The sequence below is a fragment of the Methylobacterium sp. J-070 genome, assembly GCF_022829385.1.
Lineage (GTDB): Bacteria > Pseudomonadota > Alphaproteobacteria > Rhizobiales > Beijerinckiaceae > Methylobacterium.
On record NZ_JAKSXX010000290.1, the window covers coordinates 189050 to 209148 of the forward strand.

Below are 20099 nucleotides of genomic sequence, written 5' to 3' on the forward strand. Positions count from 1 at the left end.
GGATTGGGCGATCGCATCGCCGGGGGTGCGGCGTCGGCCGCGTCGTTCCCGCCTCGGCAGACCTATGGCCTGGCCGGTTACGCCGCGCTCAGGCACACGTCACGGCACGGCGCCTGAAGCCGGCCAGCCCGGTGGTCCGCCGCACGCCTCCGGCACCGGCGGCATTTGTGCGAAGAGCACCAGCGTCGGGTCGCGCTTGACCAGACGCCGCAGCACAACCCGCTCGTGCGTGCCGTCCCTGTGCTGCTGAAATGGATGCCGGGACGTATCGAGGCCGCTCCGATCGGACCGTTCGCATCGACAGTCGGCGCCACGGCGCCCGGCGTCGCGTGGCCGCGTTCACCGGTCCGCGGGCATGATGACGGCGAGGGCCGCGTCCACCAAAGCGTTGAGGCGGAGACCGTCTCGCGACCACCGCTGCGTGGCGCGATCGGAGACGGGCAGCTCGAACGATCTTCACCATCCCGGCGGTACGGGGCTTGGCTCGAGGTGTTGCGCAAATGCGACGAAGGTCGCTGAATTGTGCGCACGGGCCGAGGCGGAGCTGTCCGAATCGCGCCGCGGACCATGAAAATACAAGCAAGATATATGCCAATTCTATGAATTGCCGGCTGCGCATCCAAGAGCAATGAAGTCTCTAAGCCAAAGATACTTTTTCCGTTTCAAAATACTTTTTACTTAAAGCATTGATGAAAAGTCATTTATCCCCGATTGATTCCCGAATTTTGTCCGCGCACGGTCCGACAAATGATGTTCGGACCGGCACCCTGTGCGCCGGTATAGTCTCGATGATCTCGAGAAAGACGGACCCATGGCCGATTGGTTCAATTCAGGACGGCAGCTCGTGCGCAGAACAACGTGTCTCGACGCTGCAGCCCGGACCGGAACCGGACCGCGGACGGGATCCGTCGTGTGGTGGTCGACCCTCGGGCTGGCCGCGCTGGGCGCGGGCCTCTCGCACCAGACCCTCGCCCAGAGCCTGCCGACGACGGATCCCGCCTCGTGGCGTAGCCAGGAATACCGGGCCGATTGGGGCCTCGAGGCCATGCGCGCCGCCGACGCCTACGCGGCCGGCTACACCGGCCTGGGCATCACCGTCGGGGTCGTCGATTCGGGGGTCTATGCGGCCCACCCGGAATTCGCCGACGGGCGGGTCCGGCCGGTGACGCTGACGGGGACCTTCGGATCGGATGGGTTCTACCTCATGGATTCCAACGGGAACCCGGAATGGAATTCGCCGCCCTGGAGCGTCTTCAGCAAAGGGCAGCCCTATACGGTGCCGGGCACGTACAACCCCACCTACAACGATCCGCACGGCACCCATGTCAGCGGGACGATCGCAGCCTCCCGCGACGGTACCGGCATGCATGGTGTCGCCTTCGAGGCCGATGTCTACGTCGCGAACACCAAGACCATCGACTTCTCGCGGCATGGCGCCAACATCGACTACGCCTACTTCAGGAACGCCTACGAGACGATCGCGCGGACGGGCGCCCGGGCGATCAACACGTCCTGGGGCGATCCCCCGGTGCAGGACGAGTACAATACGACCGCCGGCCTGCTCCGCGCCTACGCGACATTTTCCGGGAAGAAGACGCTCCTCGACGCGATGGACGAGGTGACGCAGAAGTACGGCGTCATCCAAGTCGTGATCGCGGGCAATACCTCCTACAAGAATTCCGACATCCGCGCCTCGCTGCCCTATTTCCGGCCGGAACTCGAGAGCCGATGGCTGGCCGTGGGCGGAGGCGAGCAGACCAACAGCGCCGACTACAGCCCGCAAAGTCTCACGATAGCCAGCTATTCCAACAAGGCTGGCGTCGACAAGTATTGGTACGTCGTCGCCCCCGGCAGCGGCATCCTCAGCGCCGTTCCGCCCCACACGCCGGGCGCCCCCTGGGATGCCCCGGACTGGAACATCGATCCCAACAATCAGACCGGCTACACGGCGATCAGCGGCACGTCGATGGCGGCCCCGCACGCCACCGGAGCCCTGGCGCTGATCATGCAGCGCTTCCCCTACATGACCAACGAGCAGACGCGGGACGTCCTGCTCACCACCGCCTTCCACCGGGACGCCGTCGACGGCGTGCCCGATGCCAATCCCGGCGCGCCCAACGCCGTCTGGGGCTGGGGCGTGATCGACCTCGCCAAGGCCATGCGGGGGCCCGGCCAGTTCCTCGGCGTCGTCGCCGCCAACCTTTCGGGTGGAACCTCCGACACGTGGTCCAACGCCATATCCGAGGACGCGCTGATCCAGCGTCAGCAGGAAAATGCCGCCGAGGCTGCCGCCTGGCCGGTTCACAGGGCCGCCCGCGACCCGCAGATGCAGCTCCCGGCGCTCCTGGCCGCGATCCCGTCCGCCCAGGCCGTCCTCGACACCGCGGCGGACGCCCTGCAGAACGGTGACGACCAGGCCGTTGGCGACGCCCTCCGGGCGATCGAGGCCAATCCACTGGCCGACAAGGTCCTGGCGACCTTCATCGGAATCAATCAACTCGGCTCGATCTGGCCGACCCAGGACCCCTCGTACCGCACGGCCATCGGCGGCCAGCTCACCATCTACCTGTCTCGTCTGACCGATGCGCATTACAGGCAGGCCGCGGCGGATGCGGCGGGGGATTGGCAGACCGAGGTTCAGGTCGAGACAGCCCGGCTGGCCTCCTTCGCCGGCATTCCGACCCGGGGCAGCCTGATCAAGCTCGGCGCCGGCACCCTCACGCTCACCGGCACCAACACGTATTCCGGCGGCACCACCATCGCGGCCGGGACCCTGTCGGTGGCGCGTGAGGCCAATCTCGGCGCCGCCGGGGGGCCGCTGACCTTCGACGGCGGCACCCTGCAGGTCACCGGGACCGCCTTCACCGCCACCGCCCGCCCGATCACCTGGGGCCGGAACGGCGGCGGGCTCGACATCGCCGACCCGGCCAACACCTTCACCCTCGCCCAGGCGCTCGCCGGATCCGGCGGCCTGGCCAAGCTCGGCCCCGGCACCCTCGCGCTCACAGGCACCAACACCTATGCGGGCCCCACCCTGGTCGCCGCCGGAACCCTCCAGGCCCGCGGCGGACAGGCGATCGGCGATCGCAGCGCCGTCACGCTCGCCGCCGGCGCCACCCTGGCGCTCGCCGACAGCGAGACCGTCGGGTCCCTGGCCGGCCAGGGCCGCGTCGCCCTCGGCCGCGCCCGCCTCACCGCCGGCGGCGACGACAGCTCCACCACCTTCGCCGGCACCCTCGACGGCGCCGGCGGCCTGATCAAGGCCGGCGCCGGCACCCTGACCCTCACGGGCACCAACACCTATGCCGGCGGCACCACCATCGCGGCCGGGACCCTGCAGGTCGGCGCTGGCGGCACCGCCGGCAGCCTCGTCGGCGACGTCGCCGATGCCGGCACCCTGGCGTTCAACCGCAGCGACGACCTCACCTTCGCCGGTACCGTCTCGGGCCCCGGGGCCCTGGTCCAGCGCGGCCCCGGCACCCTGACGCTCACCGGCGCCCACAGCTTCACCGGCCTCGCCACCGTGGCGGCCGGGACCCTCGCGCTCACCGACACCGCCCGCCTCGTCGCCCCGGTCGTGACCCTGGCCGGCACCACCCTCACCAACGCCGGCACGCTCGCCGGCGGCCTGACCAATGCCGGCACCACCCTTACCCGCGGCACCGTCGCGGGCGGCCTGACCAACACCGGGTCGCTCACCGCCACGGCGGGCGCCCTCGACGGGCCCGTGCGCAATGCCGGGCAGATCGCCGTCACCGGACCCGTCACCGGCGATGCCGGCTTCGCCAACGCCGCCGGCGCCAGCCTCTCGGTCACCGGCCGCTACAGCCTCGCCGGGCGCCTGACCAACGCCGGCACCGTCACGGTCGCGGGCGGCGGCCGCCTCGTGGCGGGCGGCGTCGGCAATGCCGGCCTGCTCACCGTCGCGGCCGACGCCAGCGTGGTCGACGACCTCGTCAACACCGGCCGCGTGGTCAATGCCGGCACCTACACCGCCGACGCCGTCAACGCCGCCGGCGCCACGCTGGTCAACACCGGCCGCTTCGCGACCCTGTCGCAGCCCTTCGCCAATGCCGGCACCCTGATCACCACCGGGACCCTCACCGGCGGCCTCGACAACACCGGCTTCGTCCAGGCCGCCGGCACCCTGGCCGGGGCCGTGACCAACGCCCCCGGCGGCCTGATCGCGCTCACCGGCGCCACCGGCGGCATCACCCGGCTGACCAACAACGGCGCCCTCGATCTCGGCACCACCGCCCTGGCGGTCGGCGCCCTCGACGGCGGCAACCCCGCCGCCGTCCTGGGCAACGGCCGGCTCACGGTCGGGGCCGACGGCAGCTCGACCACCTACGCGGGCCAGATCGTCGACGGCGGCAGCCCGACCAGCCTGACCAAGCTCGGCGCCGGCACGCTGACGCTCTCGGGCCTCAGCACCCTGTCGGGGCCGGTCAGCGTGCTGGGCGGCGAACTCGCCGTCACCGGCGCCCTGCCCAACGCCGCCGTCGCCGCCGGGCCCGGCAGCCTGCTCTCGGGCGACGGCCGCTTCGCCAGCCTGAGCCTCGGCGCCGGCGCGGTGGTCGCCCCCGGTGCCGCCCCGGGCGCCCTCGGGCGGATCGCCGTGGCCGGCGCCCTCACCCTGGCCCCCGGATCGGTCTACCGGGTCGACGCCGCCGCCGACGGCCGCGCCGACCGCATCGACGTCGGCGGCACCGCCACCGTCACGGGGGCGCGGGTCGACGCCCAGGCCGGCACCGGCGCCTACGCCCCGCGCACCCGCTACGCGATCCTCACCGCCGCCGGCGGCGTCCAGGGCCGGTTCGCCGGGGTGACCAGCAACTTCGCGTTCCTGACCCCGTTCCTGGCCTACGCCCCCGACGCGGTGATCCTGACCCTGGCGCGCAACGACCTCGACTTCGCCGCCGTGGCCCAGACCCGGGACCAGCGCGCGGTCGCCGGGGCGGTGCAGGCGGGCGGGGTCGGCTCGGCGCTGTACGACGCGGTCGCGACCCTGTCGGCGCCGCAGGCCCGGGGGGCATTCAGGGCCCTGGCGGGGGACGGCCATGCCAGCCTGACCTCGACCGCCTTCGCCACCGCCAACCTCGCCCGCGAGGCCGTGCTCGACCGGCTGCGCTGGGGCGGCGCCCCCGCGCTGCGGGATTACACCACCCGGCCGCCGGCGCCGGGCGGGGTCCCGGCGCGGATCGAGCCGCCGGAGCCGGTGAGCCTGTGGGGCCAGGGGCTGGGCAGCCTCGGCTCCGTGCGCGGGGACGGCAGCGCCGCCGGGCTGTCGCGCCAGACCGCCGGGTTCGTGATGGGCGTCGGCATGGGCGTCGACGCGCGCCTGGACGCCCGGGGCGCGGGCGGGCTGCGGCTGGGCGCCGTGGGCGGCCATGTCGAGACCAGCTTCGCCAGCCCCGGCCAGGTCCAGACCGGCACGCTGGCGAGCACCTTCGGCGGCGTCTACGGCGGCCTCGCGGCCGGCCCGGCGGTCCTGCGGTTCGGGGCGCTCGCCGCCGACGAGCCGGCGCGGCTGCGCCGGGTGGTGGCGTTCCCGGGGCTGACCGACACGCCCACGGCGCGCCTGGGCGGGCGCAGCCTCCAGGGCTTCGGCGAGGCCGGCTACCGGATCCGGATCGGGTCGGGCGCGGTGCTGGAGCCGTTCGTGGGGGCGGGCGCGGTGGCGCTGGGGCGCGACCGCTTCGCCGAGGGGGGCGGGGCGGCGGCCCTGTCCGGTCCGGCGCGCGCCAGCCTGCTGCCGACCGCCACGGCGGGGCTGCGGGCAGAGGCGCCGCTCGGGGATGAAAGTCCGGTCTTCGTGACCGGCCTCGTGGGCTACCGGCGGGCGTTCGGCGACGTGGCGCTGCCGCAGGTCCTGGCGTTCCGCGGCACCGGCGCCCGGTTCGCCAGCGCGGGCCTGCCGGTCGACCGGGACGCGCTGGTGGCGCAGGCCGGGCTCGCCGCCACGCTCGCCCCGGGCCTCAGCGTCGGCGTGTCCTACACCGGCCAGGTCGGCGCCCGCGCCCAGGACCACGCCGCCAGGGGCACCCTCGCGTACCGGTTCTGAGGCCGGGCGACCGGGGCGAGGTCAGATCGGCGCGTCGCAGGCGTTTGGACACGGGATTTGCAGAGGTGGCGCGCCGCGCCGTGGACGTGTCGCGGTCAAACCGCTCCGCGAAAGGCCGCGGCTCTGAGTCCCGAGGATGCCACGAGGTCTTGCGCGGACAAGAATTTTTATGGTGCTGCGAGAGAGGATTGAACTCTCGACCTCTTCATTACCAATGAAGTGCTCTACCACTGAGCTACCGCAGCAGGTGACCGGGACGCCCCCGCGGGGGCCGGTCCGACCGGTCGAGTGGGGGGGTAAAACTGCGATAACCTCAATATTTCAACCTGTTACACCGTGTGCCTACATAAATCCGCCTGCTTTGGCAAGAGGGTAAGTCGGGCTATTGGGACTCGGCCCGGGTGTGACACCATTGTGACAGCGAAACCGTCACAAATAGGACGCGCGGAGAGGCACACCCACCGACAGAGCCGCTATGGAAGCGCGGTTGAGCCTGAGCATCAGGAAATGAGCCATGCCCGGCGGAAACCGTAGCGGTTCGTTTTCCAGATACCTGCTCGTATTCCTCAAGCTCCAAGACGGAAGCCGCAGTAGATCGTGATTGAACGCTTCGGAGGATCATCACGGACTAATCCGGTGCGACGCTTCCTTGCCCTGATGCTTCGGCTTTCTCGGTGTCCTTGCCGTGCTTCCTCATCCCGCGTGCGTCGATGATCCGATCGAGACGACCACCGATTCCGAGTAGGAGAAGCAACAGGACCACGCCGACCGCGACAGGTAGATAAGCGCCAACTCCACAAGAGATCCCAAGCGCGGCCGTTACCCAGATGGCAGCGGCTGTGGTCATACCGTGGACGTGAAACTTGCTGCCGCCTTTGACGATGACGCCCGCGCCCAGGAAACCGATGCCCGTAACGATACCCTGAATGGCGCGGCTGGCATTGGCATCGACACCTTCAGCCGAAAATCCCGAACCCGCCATCGTCACGAGAGCGGACCCAAGACCGACCAACCCAAGCGTGCGAACACCGACCGGCTTGGCATGCATCTCTCGATTGATGCCAACCACCATGCCGGCGGCCACAGAAGCCCCAAGACGGAGGCACAGATCGGATGAGGTAATCATCGGTCGCCGGTCAGCGGCTTATCCCTCAAGCTCGGAAAATGGCGCATCACTGTCGCCGCTCATAAGACGTGGGGATAGTTGCCGGAACGACCAAGGGGCGTCCGGCACAGCCCTATCGAACCGGAGCACCACGTCGAATCGGTCGCCATCCCATCTGGTCGGAACGCCGGGGATGATTTGATCACCCTTCAAGGCTGGGATCAGGTCCGTGACGATGGCCTAGTGCTCCCAAAAAGACGATCACGACCCCTGGTGAGCTTCCGGATCCCGTCGACCAATTCACGTTCCTGTGAGACGCCATAGTCGGCTCTGAGGGGTAGGTTCAGACGTTCGGCTAAGGGTGTCGCGGTTTCGAACGGGCGATGACCGAACTTGGCTTTCTTGACGCAGGCTCCCCGGCTCTTGCAAGGAACTCGGACACACAAATCCATTCATCACTTAAACAAAGTAGTCTTCCGAGAGGCGAGGCAAGTGAGCGCCTTTAGCCTTCATAATACTATAAGAAGTATACGCATCTGCCGGCAGGATAACACCTGCCGCGACAGATTCAGCTAAAAGTCCAATTGAGCCTATGATTCGGGATCTGCCCAATTCAGTCTCTGCGGCAATTCTTGCTTTCCTATCATCAGACGCAACTGCGCAGCCGCTTTTAAGTCCGATCGCGATACATTCAGCCTCACCTAAACCAACATTGTATTTGTCAGCGATTGCACCGACCTCAGAGGCAAACACTTCCGCCCCAGATATATGAATGATTAATCCTCTGCCTGTTAAATCCGCCAACAAATCCCGATGCGAGAGAATTTCGTCTTCGACAAGTCCCTGATATTGCAGCACACGGGATCTCGCGCGAACAATAAGCTCGACTACGCCACCATTTAGCAAGTTCATCAAGCAACACGAATCGACACAAGTGAGCATCTACAAGAGCTTTTCCTGGAGAGCATCAATAGGAAGTCCGACCAGTTCGGAAAGACGCCCGAGCGAAATATCTGCGTCCATGACGGCCGGGCGAATTCGGTCAGCCAGGAAATGTCCCCAGGATGACCAATCATAGACAATCCTGGGCGGCAGGCCGAAGCTATCAGCCAGCCGTTCGGGTGACTTGTATTTCTTTATAACGTTTGAATAGAGCGACTGGCCGCCGCCACGCGGCATTAGCTTTAGGTCCTCACATCGTCGTGCTGCTACCTGAAAGTTCACGCCGAACATGCGGGCTAAAAAGACAAGCTCGACATCGCTTATCGTATCGCCCTTCACATTATAGCGGCGTCTAAACACAGCGAGCGCACGCCCAATGGCAATCGCAGGCATAAGCAGCGCCGCGGCAAAGGCATTTGCAAATCGTTCGGCTTTGCGCTCCTCTGGATGGGGACGATTGACATCCTCATCAAACCAGCCCTGGTTGTCCTCCAATACATCAACAAGGTAGTGCGCGAATTCATGCGCAAGAGTAAAACGCATCCTTGGATCTGGACGTTCGGCTAAGAATATGAATTGCCGTCCATTTGCTGATAACGTCGCACCTTCAACGGCCCTGAATTGATCTACTATCATATAAACACTGGTCGATTTTATTAAAAGCCGATCAAGATTTAAGAGAGGATCAAGCTCCGAGACTTTGAGAACTACCTGTCGCCCGAAGTGAGCAAGTTGCTCAGCGCGCTCAAAATCCCTAGCATCCTCTTCAAGGGCAACTGTGTATTTTAGATCTATCCTTTCGGGAAGGTGTCGACTTAACTCATGCGCCCGGTCGGCGATATCTGCCGTTTCTGTGAAAGCTCTAAAATCGTCCACGCTATAGTTTTGTCGGCGTTTCAATCTATCAAGGTTCAATTTCTGACGACGTGAAATAAGGTGCCGGGAGGATATCCCCAATTCTCTGCTAATTGCACGTATTTCATCGATTGTAGGATCGGAACCAGTCAAAAGTTCGTCTAGACGCACTGAGTTAATGCCTGTCCGCGACAGAGCTTCTCGAGAGATCCCTATGCTTTCAAAATAATCTTGCAGTGCAGTTGTCATCGCGTCAATGACCGAAGCCAAACGTTCATCTCATTGATCTGAGCTTCTTCCATTCGTCTCCATCGAGGAACGATGTCGAACGACCGATTGGCCGCCTTTTGAAAAATCTTGGATAGCACTGGGACAGTCTCGCTTCTGGCGCGCTCGATCTGAGCTGGCTCAGAGACGAAAAATGACTCTCCGCCCACCAGGTAATTTTCAACACGTCCTTCGAAGTTATCATGTTTATCGAGTTGATGATGATTGCCCGCCTCGTCCACAATCACGTTCCCGACGTTCTGTCCATTTTCGGACCGATCCAGTCGGTATTGAGGAAAGCGTTCGTATGCTTGTAGCGCAGATATTTTCTGTTCAACTTGAAATCCGCCCACGACATATGGTTGATGCGTGGCAACGCGGCCGCTTATACAATAAACCCAGTCTCCAAGTTCTACAGCACGCCGTAAATTCGGAACACATGCACCCAATGTTGGTGGGCTGCCGAAGATTGGGTCGTTAAATATCCATCCTTTTGCAGGGTCTGAACCGCCGTATAGCCGATAAATATAGCCCTTCAACGCCCACTCCAATATTGTATGGTTCCGGTGGCTGCCTGCAACATCCCGTCATAATGAAGGCTTGTCGCAACGAACGCGTCTCGAACCGCCCTTAACACCTCGCCTGCGTCATTATATACTAATGGATCGTCGACAAGACTCAAGGCACGTTCGGCGTGCTCCTTGTCCATCGGTCCATGAAGCTGATAAGTTTCAGCCTGATCGCTATCCATACCGTAAATAGTCGTATACGCCTCGAAAATTTTTGGGCTCAGCTCGCTGTAATAATACTCTACAGCGCCGGCGCCAATCATGTGGTAAAGAGGTCCTCTATCGCCGATTTCTTTGTAAAGGGCGATGGCGGCGCTGTTGCCAGGCGTCATCGGCGTTTGATCGAGAGTTGTTGGATCGACGCCGCCCCGAACAAGAAGCCGCTTGATTAGATCTACGTGACTTGGCCCACTTTCATCATCGGTGCACTCTTCTTTATAAGTTTCAGAAAGAAGAAGATAAGCGCGGTGTGAAATCTCTCTGGCCTCTTCCATCGCCCGCCTCCGGAAATGTCGGCCAATGTTAGAGCGTAGGTAGTGCTGCTCCTCCGCCAACAAGACCTGCTTTAAGCTTAACTGGCCGCCAATAATCGAAGTCCATAGCGGATGTCGCTCGAATGGAAATAGTTCATATAAGGCGAGGATGTCATCTCGAGTTATCCGAGCCAAGGCGTCCACCTATGTTATGCAACCTTCATGCTGGCAAATCGCTTTTAGGTTGTCTAGGCCGAATTTCACGTCGATGTTGCAGGGTGCGGCATGTCCGCCATCCTCTGCACGCTTCGCGGTGCAAACCCTCCGGTAGAGATGCGCTCCGCCGGGCAGTGTCTCGATCCAGATATGCGGGCTTGGTCGGCGAGAATCTACTAGCCGCGACGGACAGCAGCCTTGTCCCGAACCTGGCGCCACGAAGGTTTGTTGTAGGGACGGTCCAACAGCGGTTCACATGATGCGTCGAACAGCGTTTTCCGCGGCAGTCCTGGTGTTGGTCACTGGCGCTCCGCTGGCCTGGGCAGGCAATCCGGTGTCCGTTCCTGCCAAATATGACGGACGCTGGACCATCGAGGCGACCACGATGAGTGGGGCATGCCCGGGCACTCTGAGCCTGGAGATGAATGTCGCCCAAGGCGAGGCGACCGTGTCCTCCAGCATCCTGTATTCCGTGATTGGTGGGATCTCACAGGCTGCCGCCGTGCATGGGACCATATCAACGGCCGCAACGACGGCGCTTGTGACAGGTAGAGTGGAAGGGGATGAGGTCGGCCATGGAACGTGGCGGACGCAGGAGGGAAGCTTGCTCACCTGTAGCGGGAGCTGGACTGCACACCGAGCGCGAGGCTTTGCGAACTGCCCACAACCAAAACTCACTCTGCCGGAGCCAAGCGGGCCGGTTCAACGGCCTCCAAATGCCTGCTCACTCTCAACGTCATTGCCACAATGCCGCCCGCAAAGGTGCAGCCAGCTAAGACGAGCAGGCCAGCGGAGAAGTTACCCGTCGCGTCTTTGAGGTAGCCCATGACGTAGGGTCCAGCGAAACCGGACAGGTTCCCGATCGCGTTGATCGCAGCGATGCCCGCTGCAGCCGAGGTCCCCGTCAAAAAGGCGCTGGGGATGGGCCATAGAAGCGGTGGTGTGGCTGAGACTCCGATCTGGCTGAGGCAGAGCAAACCAAGCACCAGGACTGGTTCGGAGACGAGTGCGGCACCGGCAACACCGACTGCGGCGAGCATCATCGCGAGGCAGACGTGCTCTCGGCGCTTCAGAGTGCGATCGGAGTTGCGGCCCAGCAGGATCATGCCTACCGCGCCGAACACGAATGGCAAGGCGGATAGCAGGCCAGTCTGGAAGTTGCTGACGCCGAAGCCCTTCACGATGGTGGGCAGGAAGAACGCCACCCCATAGCTCGCTGCGTTCAGGCAGAAGTAGACGAAGGAGCAGGCGAGCACCCGTGGGTCAGACATAACCCTGGTGATGCTGACGTGCCCATCCTTGGTCTTCTGTTCCTGCTCAGTTGCGAGGCGTCCCTCAAGCCAGCTCTTTTCATCGTCGGCAAGCCACGTCGCCATGGCTGGCCGATCGGTGAGATAGAGGATGACGCCGATAGCCATCGCGATCGAAGGCACCGCTTCCAGAATGAAGAGCCACTGCCAGCCGTCGAGACCGCCGCCGGTGAGATTCAGAAGCGCCCCCGAGACCGGGGCGCCGAGGATCGAAGAGAAGGGAATGGCCAGCATGAAAAGGGCAACGACACGGGCGCGGTAGACCGACGGGAACCATAGGGTCAGGTAGAAGATGATCCCGGGAAAGAAGCCTGCTTCAGCGATACCGAGCAGGAAACGAAGACTGAAGAACACCCACTCGTTCGAAATTCCCGTCGCCGAAGAGATCGGACGTATGAATGCAAACAAGCCGGAGATCACGCCCCAGCTAAGCATTATGCGGGCGATCCACAGTCGCGCACCAAAACGATCTAAGGCGAGGTTGGAGGGAACTTCGAGCAGGAAGTAAGAGAGAAAGAATAGCCCTGCGCCGAAGCCATATGCGGCCTCCGACATACCTAGGGCTGAATTCATTTGCAGCTTTGCAAATCCAACATTAACGCGATCGAGATAAGCGACAAAATAGCATACAAAGAGAAACGGCATCAGCCGCCACATCACTTTGCGAATAGTGACGTTCTCGATTTCAGCCTTGACGCATTCACTCCCGACAATTCTTATAGATCGTTGTTCTGGCGCGCAGAGATGGCCGCGGTCTATGCCAGACCTATCACAACAAACCTAGAAGTAAGCATCCCAGGACTGTCAAGATTACAGCACTCGCGATAAGAGTGCCTTTAGTTTCATTGAAAAATGGATTGCGACCCGGTGTTATCAGGCTCATGGCTACCTCCCGTTCTTTTGATGAGAGTGCGCCTAACTTTAATCGAAGTCACTAAAAATCGAAGCTTCGCTGCTGCAAAGCTTACATCACGAGGCGCATTGGGGTTGTCACTAAATTTAAATGGTCAACCGCGGGGATAACCAACAAGAGGACAACGGACGCATGAACGGTTGAAGTATTAAGAGCGCCGCTGTTTGGCACTAAAGACCACAACGGTGAGGCCGACGATTGGGTAGCGCAGTCCGCACTACGGTTCGATCATCGCATAGGATCAGACCGGAACGGCAGGGCTGCCATTGATTTGCAACCCCGCCATACAAGCTTAACGACCGGACGCAGAGCCACTCTTGTTGGTTCCTGCTCCGGCATTGTCTTGCTTAAACCCAGCCGCGTTCGGAGGGCCTTTCATGCGGCCATCTTGGCTGGCCGTCGCGTCAGGCGTTTGAGAGCTGGCAGTGCCTGTGGTTTCGGCCTTTCCAAAGCCAGCAGCGTTGGGCGAACCCTGCATACGGGGCGTGTTTCCGGACGCGCCAGTGGCTCCAGAGTTCTCGGCGGCTAAGCTGACAGTTCCCATCGACAGCAAGCTCGCTGCCGCGATCAAAGCGGTGTTCCGCATGACAGGCTCCTCAGGCGTTCCTCAATCGCTTCTGGCGAGCGACCTCCGGATCAACGCCGTCGGTTGACGCCTGTTCACTGCTGACGTTCTGGGCTGCGGGCCGTTGCCGCCCACATGGAGAGCCTGATGCAGGTATCGGTTGATCGGGGATCGCCTTCCAAGCCCTTCCGTCGGTCTAGCGAACAGTGACCGCGCCCTTGATCGTCTCGACGTCAGAACGCTTCAAAACGCGTCTCGTGACCAAATCGTCGACGGAGGCGTATGGACGGAACTCGATGATGCGCTTCCCGATCATTCCGGCTCCAAGGGCGTTCAGTTGCTCGACCGAGGCTGAGTTCAGGTCGACGCTTCCACCCGTCGCTGCCGGTTCATTGGCGCTGTTCGCCGTGGTGTCCATTCTCAAGCCTGAGGCGGGTGCGACGTCAGCAAGCCTGGTGGGCGAACTGGGGTTTCCTGGCTGAGTGGGGGGAGAGTCGGCGGTCGGGATCACAGCTAAGGGAGCCGGATCTGCAGCGCTTCTGGCTTGCTGGGAAGGGAGGCTGCCGAGGGCCGACCCGTTGGCCGGCGCGGTAGCGATGGCGCGGACTGTCTGCCCAGATGAACCCGTAGTCCGCTGTTGTGAGATCGGCACGACGGGTGGCGACTGCTTGTTCTGGCCGGCCTGAGGCCGGGGGCCATGCGAGATCCAGAGCGTAGCCAGCACGACCGAGACCACCGCTAATCCGGCACTGACTGCAAGCGTGGATCGAATCATTTCCCCTCCCTACTGGGCTGGGAACACAAGTGCCGCAACGCCATGGCGTCTTCGAGGCAATCTGTTCCGAAAGGAGTGTAAAGGCCGCAGTGTTGAGGTCGGGCAAAACCGGGGATGTGTCCCGGAGATCCAACGTTCTCAGACAGCATTCGTAACGCTGGAAGCCATCCGACTCTGACGCTCAAGGTTCATTCCAGCGGTTCCTGACGAAGGAACAGCTAACCAGAGCTTTCTCAGAAACGCCGGCCGTCAGATCAGCGCAAAATGCCGGAGCCCCGCCAAACCAAACGGCTTCGCGGAAGGAGACCACACAGCTGCAAGATTCCGAATTCCTCGCCATAAAGAAACAACGAACCGCCGTAAGGACGACCCAGGCAACACACAGTGAGGGCTCGACATTCCCGCCGTAAGCAATCGCCGCTTGAGCACAGCGCCTCTAGCTACAAGCAATCTGCGTTAGAAATTACAATGGCCAAAACTCGATTTAATTTCTGACTGGACCTATAGCGACTGATTATAAAAGCAACAAACTAACGGCCAGTGCCAACGTGATCATTGTTTACCGCAAGGTGAACACGATGCATTATTCTCTGGATCACCGGTTTAAGCACCTCTGCTAGCATTTCGTGTCCTGCTGTGGAAAGATGGCCGGACCAGTCCAGCCATAGCGTTCGACGATCATCTGGCGGAATTTTGAGCAGATCTGGCAGAAAATCATAGTGATGGCAGTTGGTATCTCTCGCCAGCTCATTGAAACGCACCCGATATCGAGTGGGATTTCGCGAGGAAAGGAAGGTGACGCAGTGCGGGATTGTAACGACTAATACTGGGCAGGAACTGGACCGGATCCAGTCCTCCAGTATCGTTCGAAGAAGGACCCAACCAGACGTCGTGCTAGTGTTGTATTCTGGCAGCATCCGAAAACCGGGAAAGCGTAAGATACCGGCCTTTAAAACGCTTCTTAGGGGCGCTAAAATCTTCGGTAACCGCGGCGCGGAAACTTTAGTTCCGGTAATTTGCTGGAATATGTTGGTTTCATTATATGAGTAAACATGAGGCTTGAGTTCATTTGGAAGCGATACCTCAGACCAAATTTGCTTTGGAACCGGAATATTCCGCGGTTCAAGCTTGCCTTTCACAAGTTCAAAATAAGGCTTTGAATAGAAGATAGTTTTCCCGTTAGGATCGCGAGCTTTGATCACTCTTTTGCAAACACGGCGAACGTTCTCAACGTATACCACCAAGATTAACAAATCATGTTCTACATTACAAAAGCGCCTATAAGCTAGAAATTGCTGATCCGGCCCCGTTCCGCTAATGCCATAATTAAAAACTTCAAGTCCAGGAACTTTCTGTTCGAGTCGATCACTGAACCTTTGGGTATTTGGCACACCGTCTCCCGCGGTCTGCGAGTCGCCAAACATGACCGCCCTAAACCATCCAGAGTTTCGCCTATCTGTAAACTCCCGCTCGGATCGAAACCCCGCTTCGTTGGTGCGAACCAGATAACCACCTTTTTCTCCGGCCACGCGAAGTTTAAGGTTCGGAGTGTAAAGGGCGCCGACTTCCGAGTCATACCTCATCAACGTGCGTGTCACGTCATATGTCCTTCGATTTACCGTAACGTGCTGCTAAATTCGCCCGGCGTTCGACGACGATCTTTAAATGTGAAGCCGGCCATTTGTCATAGAAGTTTGTTTTTTGCAACGACTTCGCACCACGAAGAACCGCATTTAAGCTATTCACTACAACAATGAAATATGGCTTGTTCCCAGATCCCGGATACAAGCTTTTGGTCGTCTTCGCTACACCTGTGTTTAGAAACAGATCCTCGGCAATTAATTCTGTGTTCAAAGTATCGATGTATTCGCTAACGCCAAGCGACCACTGTATTCGCGGAGGAAAAACGATAACCCTGGTTTGAATCTTGGGCGCTTGGCGCATCGTCGACGCCTTTTCGCGGATGAAGAGGCGCGGATCGCCCGCCTCCCACACAGCTACATCGACAGCTCGTGCGGACATCGCTGCTTGAGCATACGGACATGGAGCGAACTTGCCATCGTAGAACTCGTTTGGAACTACAATGAACTCGCGAATCCAATTTATAATATCGGTTTCAATTTCGTCGCGAAACAACACGGTAAACCCCCGCTAAAACATTGCGTAGCAAAATACGCTAACTGCACCGTCAGTCTCGACGTCTTCTTTTTGAAGCGCGGAAGCAATCTTCTTCATCGTAGGGATCAAAGAACAAAACTCATCCTGCCCGGAACTTTTCCAGTAACTGGCAAGAGCTTCAATTATCTGTTCAGCGGATCCAAAACCAAATTTGTCAAAATCGGCAGCTTCCATTGCAGGCGTGTCCGGCTTAAGAAAATACGAAGCAGAGCTTACCCCATCACAGGCAGAGAAAAGGGCAGACACATCATTTTCGTTTCGGCCTGCTGTCAATGGTATGATGCATTCGTCGAAAAGCTCAATAGTGAGCCGCTCGGATAAGCTAGTCTCAATCGAGTTCATATTGGGTCTGCCATTCACTATCTTCGGTCAGTTCCGGCTGTTCGGCCTTCCAGAGTAACCTGTCCTCCATGACAAGTAAGTCTATGTCCGTGCGCATGAAACAACGGAAAGCATCCTGTGGAGTGCAAACTATTGGCTCGCCTCGCACGTTGAATGATGTATTTATCAAGACCGGACAATTGGTCTTTTTGTGAAAAGCTCTAAGGATGCGGCGGAATTCAGGATTTGCCTCCTCACCCACTGTTTGAACACGTGCAGTGTAATCGACGTGAGTCACAGCAGGAATATCGCTCCGCACCCGGTTTACGATCGTCAGCATGTTGTCGTCATCGTCCAATTCTTGCTGAAGCGGTCGCCGACGCTCCGCTCGGACTGGTGCTACAAGCAACATGTAAGGACTTTCGCCCTCCAACTCGAAATACTCCGCTGCGTGTTCTGCGAGCACAGCGGGCGCGAACGGTCTGAAACTTTCTCTGAATTTGATCTTTATGTTCATTCGGCTCTGCATATCGGCATCGCGTGGGTCGCCCAAAATTGACCGTGCTCCGAGTGCTCTCGGTCCGAACTCCATTCGGCCGTTGAACAGCCCCACGATCTTGCCACTAGCAAGTGCGTCGGCAACGATGCTCGCGCGCTCATCCTTGTCGGCTACAAGGTGATTCGGCGCATCAGTGCGGTCAACAAACGCAGCGATTTCGGGAGGCGAGAACGCGGGACCGAGCAAACTTCCCTTGAGTGCATTGCGAATGCTGCTAGATGTTCGCGGAACACCGAACAACTTATGTGAAGCAAGCAAAGCCGCGCCGAGTGCTCCACCGGCATCACCAGCGGCCGGTTGGATATAAAGACCATCCAGTCCTGCTTCTCGCCAAACTCGGCCATTTGCAACGCAATTCAGCGCGACGCCACCCGCCATGGTCAAGTTATTTGATCGTGTAATAGATTTGACGTGCTTGACGAGTTTGAGGACAATTTCTTCTGCAATGTGTTGAATGGACGCCGCAAGATCCATTTCCCGGCGGGTTATCAACGCTTCTGGCTTTCGGGCAGGACCGCCGAAAAGGCTTTCAAATCGCTCATTGGTCATGAGCCCAGAGTCGACATACCCTAATGCGTCTGTATTCAGAATAAATGATCCATCATCGCGAATGTCGACGAGTTTATCCCGGATCGTTTTGGCGAAGCGGGGCTCACCGTATGGCGCTAGTCCCATCAACTTGTATTCGCCAGAATTCACTTTGAAACCACAGTGATAGGTGAAGGCGCTGTAGAGTAATCCGAGCGAATGCGGATAACGTAACTCTTGCAACAAATCGATGTCTACGCCTTTTCCTACACCGAGTGTGCATGTAGCCCATTCGCCAACACCATCGATAGTCAGAATTCCCGCCTCTCCAAATGGAGACGGAAAGTAACTACTTGCTGCGTGAGCCAAGTGATGTTGGGTGCCGAGCAGACGTGGAAGCTCGCCAAGGGCCGACTCTAAATCCAACGCAAGCCTCGCCTTCGGGCCAAGCAGGGCGCGCATTGCAGCGACAAACTGATCCCGCCCAGCTGGCGCGACCGTTGCAGCGCTTTTTACGGCGCGGTCCAGCGTATGCATTGAGTTATCGTAGAATACAACGCCATCTAATTCGGATGGATCAATGAAAGCTTCGCTCAAACAAAAATCGATAGCTCGGTGCGGAAAGCGCGGATCGTGCTTCTTTCGTGAGAATCTTTCTTCCTGAGCCGCGGCTATAATCTCTCCATCGCGGACAAGCGCCGCCGCGGAGTCGTGATAGTAAGCAGATATACCAAGAACCGTAACGGTCAAAATCGATTCCTTCCCTGATCACTCTATGGAAGAAAAGTTATGCTTGCTTTATGCCGAATGGTCTACAAATCTTTGAATTAGATCAATAATGTTGCTCAAGCTTGCATTCCTGTCGCCACGCAATATAAAACCTCTGCTGCCAGATACACGGGGTGTATCCAACATCCGAATTATTGATATTCGAGTGATTTGGCGAGTCGTCTTGCGCATTGTCGCCACAAAATCAATTGAAGCTTGCGTCACTGATGCACTTAGCCCGCAATGCGTCGCTGACGTAAGTTAAGACCGTGGAGATGCAGTCGAAGTGTCGCACCTCATTGGTATCATCTGCCGGCGTTTGCAGTAGCGTATCGAGTTGCCGCGCTACCTCGTTGTCAACCGGGAACGGGCTAGTTTATTCGACTTCAAAGTTGGGGACCTCGGTCGGACCCTAAAAACCCTGATCCCGAGCTAATCGTGACCACGATGCGCGAGACCATCGGGAAGGTTGGCATCGTAGCTCGTGCGACGCAGGCTGAGGGTTTCGCCCTCAAATACCAATTTGATTTGACCGTTGTATCTCGTAACGGCTCGCGGTGGCCGTGGCTCAGGCAGTCCGTCTTAAATGCGTCGACGAAGAGCCGGTCCTTTGGCGGATAGCCGCGATATGACGATCGCGGTGCCCACCGACTTTTCCGATGTTCTTCAATTACTTAGCGTGACGGATGCGATCTAGCCGTTACTAAAGCCATTCCGAGACTGCTTGGAACCGCCCTACCGCCTCGAAATTGGCTGTGGTTTCGGGGAGCACGATTCGAGTAAGACCTGTCTGCGGCACAGGCGGGACGCGAAAAGCCCGCCACGACCTAAGCCGGGGCGGGCAAATTTCCTTTTGGGTCTAAAATCGCTCGATCGATTCATTTTGCTCCGGAAGAACTAGCCTTCCGGGGCTTTTTGCCCTTGGATGGTTTCGCAGCGGGCTCGTTGGCCTTCTTCCGGCCGCGGGCCTTCGGAGCCTCCGTCACCACTTCAGCGGTGTTTGCCGTCTTCGCTGCGGCGGTTCGACGCTGATGGCCAAGCCGATTGCTCCTGGCGAATTCGGAGCGCATGGCCGAGTAGCTGGCCGCCGTCATGGGGTAGTCCCTTGGCAGACCGAAGCGCTCGCGATACTGCTCAACCGTCAACCCCGCGCCATTCAAGTGCCGCTTCAGCGTCTTATACGGCTTGCCGTCGAGAAAGCTGATCAGCGCGTCTGGGGTGACCGACTTGCGGATCTGTGATGGTGTCGGCCTATTCGCCTTAGGCTCAGGCGAAGCAGTGGCGCCACCCAGCCCAGCGAGTGCGGCGTGAACGCCGGATACCAGCGTTGGCAGTTCGACCACCGGGACAGAGTTGTTCGCAACGTAGGCGGCAACGATATCGGCGGTTAGGTCGATGAAATCGGGCCGCCCTGATGCTGAAAGAGTTGTGTTGGCGTCCATTTGAACCTCCTTAAATGCGTGTGCGACGAACGCGACGACTTCGGAGGGTAGTCAAGTGCACGTGCTCAAAAAGACGTCGATCATGAAAGATATCTACAGATTTTAAATTTAACTTCTTCCCCACAGCAGCATGTGGGTGGTCAAACACGAGTGCGCGAAGCCCACGGCAGCCGCGATTCCCCGTTCGCACCGGAGCCCCCACATCAATAGGTAACGTCACATGTGCCAGACGCCTGAGGCGTTGGGAGG

13 protein-coding genes and 1 tRNA gene are annotated in these 20099 nt (G+C 59.9%); 1 reads left to right on the forward strand and 13 read right to left on the reverse strand.

Annotated elements, in window-relative coordinates:
- The first annotated feature begins 910 nt into the window (after nt 1–910).
- On the forward strand, nt 911–6064 hold the full coding sequence (locus MKL01_RS35890) for a S8 family serine peptidase (RefSeq protein ID WP_313901504.1): 5154 nt from the start codon (nt 911–913) through the stop codon (nt 6062–6064).
- Between the two features lie 170 nt (nt 6065–6234).
- Here MKL01_RS35890 and MKL01_RS32965 read toward each other — a convergent pair.
- The 13 genes from MKL01_RS32965 to MKL01_RS33025 form a co-directional block, all read right to left on the reverse strand.
- Nucleotides 6235–6309, reverse strand: a tRNA-Thr gene (locus MKL01_RS32965).
- Between the two features lie 383 nt (nt 6310–6692).
- On the reverse strand, nt 6693–7190 hold the full coding sequence (locus tag MKL01_RS32970; RefSeq protein WP_243909377.1) for an MgtC/SapB family protein: 498 nt from the start codon (nt 7188–7190) through the stop codon (nt 6693–6695).
- A 438-nt stretch (nt 7191–7628) separates the two neighbouring features.
- The gene (locus MKL01_RS32975) at nt 7629–8027 is read right to left on the reverse strand and encodes a hypothetical protein (RefSeq protein WP_243909378.1); all 399 of its coding nucleotides are present in this window, start codon (nt 8025–8027) and stop codon (nt 7629–7631) included.
- A gap of 84 nt (nt 8028–8111) precedes the next feature.
- The gene (locus tag MKL01_RS32980) at nt 8112–9215 is read right to left on the reverse strand and encodes an ImmA/IrrE family metallo-endopeptidase (protein WP_243909379.1); all 1104 of its coding nucleotides are present in this window, start codon (nt 9213–9215) and stop codon (nt 8112–8114) included.
- The gene (locus MKL01_RS32985) at nt 9212–9772 is read right to left on the reverse strand and encodes a hypothetical protein (protein WP_243909380.1); all 561 of its coding nucleotides are present in this window, start codon (nt 9770–9772) and stop codon (nt 9212–9214) included. Before MKL01_RS32985 ends, MKL01_RS32980 begins: the two co-directional genes overlap by 4 nt.
- Nucleotides 9769–10296: an iron-containing redox enzyme family protein gene (locus MKL01_RS32990; protein ID WP_243909381.1), complete on the reverse strand. Its 528-nt coding sequence runs from the start codon at nt 10294–10296 to the stop codon at nt 9769–9771. The genes MKL01_RS32985 and MKL01_RS32990 overlap by 4 nt, the downstream gene beginning before the upstream one ends.
- Before the next feature lie 869 nt (nt 10297–11165).
- Nucleotides 11166–12446: an MFS transporter gene (locus MKL01_RS32995; RefSeq protein WP_243909382.1), complete on the reverse strand. Its 1281-nt coding sequence runs from the start codon at nt 12444–12446 to the stop codon at nt 11166–11168.
- Between the two features lie 1029 nt (nt 12447–13475).
- Nucleotides 13476–13697: a ComEA family DNA-binding protein gene (locus tag MKL01_RS33000; RefSeq protein ID WP_243909383.1), complete on the reverse strand. Its 222-nt coding sequence runs from the start codon at nt 13695–13697 to the stop codon at nt 13476–13478.
- An 887-nt stretch (nt 13698–14584) separates the two neighbouring features.
- Nucleotides 14585–15652: an SGNH/GDSL hydrolase family protein gene (locus tag MKL01_RS33005; protein ID WP_243909384.1), complete on the reverse strand. Its 1068-nt coding sequence runs from the start codon at nt 15650–15652 to the stop codon at nt 14585–14587.
- Nucleotide 15653: 1 nt separating this feature from the next.
- The gene (locus MKL01_RS33010; RefSeq protein ID WP_243909385.1) at nt 15654–16193 is read right to left on the reverse strand and encodes a hypothetical protein; all 540 of its coding nucleotides are present in this window, start codon (nt 16191–16193) and stop codon (nt 15654–15656) included.
- A gap of 12 nt (nt 16194–16205) precedes the next feature.
- Nucleotides 16206–16574, reverse strand: a complete 369-nt coding sequence (locus tag MKL01_RS33015; RefSeq protein ID WP_243909386.1) for a hypothetical protein — start codon at nt 16572–16574, stop codon at nt 16206–16208.
- Nucleotides 16561–18390: a carbamoyltransferase gene (locus MKL01_RS33020; protein ID WP_243909387.1), complete on the reverse strand. Its 1830-nt coding sequence runs from the start codon at nt 18388–18390 to the stop codon at nt 16561–16563. Before MKL01_RS33020 ends, MKL01_RS33015 begins: the two co-directional genes overlap by 14 nt.
- 896 nt (nt 18391–19286) lie before the next feature.
- Nucleotides 19287–19850 (reverse strand): MucR family transcriptional regulator, encoded by a 564-nt coding sequence (locus MKL01_RS33025; RefSeq protein WP_243909388.1) that lies wholly within the window; start codon nt 19848–19850, stop codon nt 19287–19289.
- Nucleotides 19851–20099: the final 249 nt, after the last annotated feature.